Consider the following 1,110-nt stretch of genomic DNA (forward strand, 5'->3'; position numbering starts at 1 on the left):
GGGTCACTGTCGTGGTGTTATCGGTACCTGGGGTATCAGTAACAGTCGTGGTGACCTTGTCAGTCCCCGGAACCAGATTTTCAAAGTGCTCGCCACCGGCGACTTCTTTAATGCCGGTAGTAACGGTCTGGTCGCCTTTGTACACGTCATCTGGAGCCACAACCGAGACAGTCCCGCTCGACTGGTTCACGCCAATGGTGATGACCTGGTTGTTATCCAAGGTGATGGTCAGCGGACCAGTGGTGTTAGTGACGGGTGCGCCGTTTTTATCCACAAGGGTGGCGGTGTAGACGATCTGGCCGCCTTCACCCACGGTTTTGGTTGCGGTCAGAACCACATCGACCTTGTCGATGGTGTCGTTGATGGTGGTAGTCGCGCCATCGCCTGCAACCACGAGCTTCTCGAAGTTGCCACCGTCAGTCCCGGTGATCTGGACGGTTTGGGTGCTCTTGTCGATGAACACGTCATCGCCTGGGGCATCCACTGTCACGGTGCCGACAGTTTCGCCGGCCTTGATGGTGATGGTTTGTTTGTTGTCGAGGGTCAAGGTGACGTCGGTGTCAGCCTTGTTGCTCAAGGTGGCGGTGTAGGTGATTTTTCCACCTTCACTCACTTCCGACGGCGCCGTCAGGGTCACGGTCGTGGTGTTATCGGTACCTGGGGTATCAGTAACAGTCGTGGTGACCTTGTCAGTCCCAGGAACCAGATTTTCAAAGTGATCGCCACCGGCGACTTCTTTAATGCCGGTAGTGACAGTCTGGTCGCCTTTGTAGACGTCGTCCGGCGCTACAACCGAAACGGTACCGCTCGACTTGTCCACACCGATGGTGATGACCTGGTTGTTATCCAAGGTGATGGTCAGTGGACCTGTGGTGTTAGTGACGGGTGCGCCGTTTTTATCCACAAGGGTAGCGGTGTAGACGATCTGGCCGCCTTCACCGACAGTTTTGGTCGCGGTCAGAACCACATCGACCTTGTCGATGGTGTCGTTGATGGTGGTAGTCGCGCCATCGCCTGCAACCACGAGTTTCTCGAAGTTGCCGCCGTCAGTGCCGGTGATCTGGACGGTCTGGGTGCTCTTGTCGATGAACACGTCATCGCCTGGACCGT

The 1,110-nt window shown here is 56.4% G+C and carries 1 protein-coding gene; it reads right to left on the bottom strand.

Annotated features, from left to right (window positions below; translation table 11 throughout):
* Positions 1–1,110: immunoglobulin-like domain-containing protein (locus tag HBO11_RS28405; RefSeq protein WP_346266886.1), on the bottom strand; the 1,110-nt coding region annotated here is incomplete at both ends.

The sequence above is a fragment of the Pseudomonas sp. WS 5010 genome (assembly GCF_012985565.1).
Taxonomy (GTDB): domain Bacteria; phylum Pseudomonadota; class Gammaproteobacteria; order Pseudomonadales; family Pseudomonadaceae; genus Aquipseudomonas.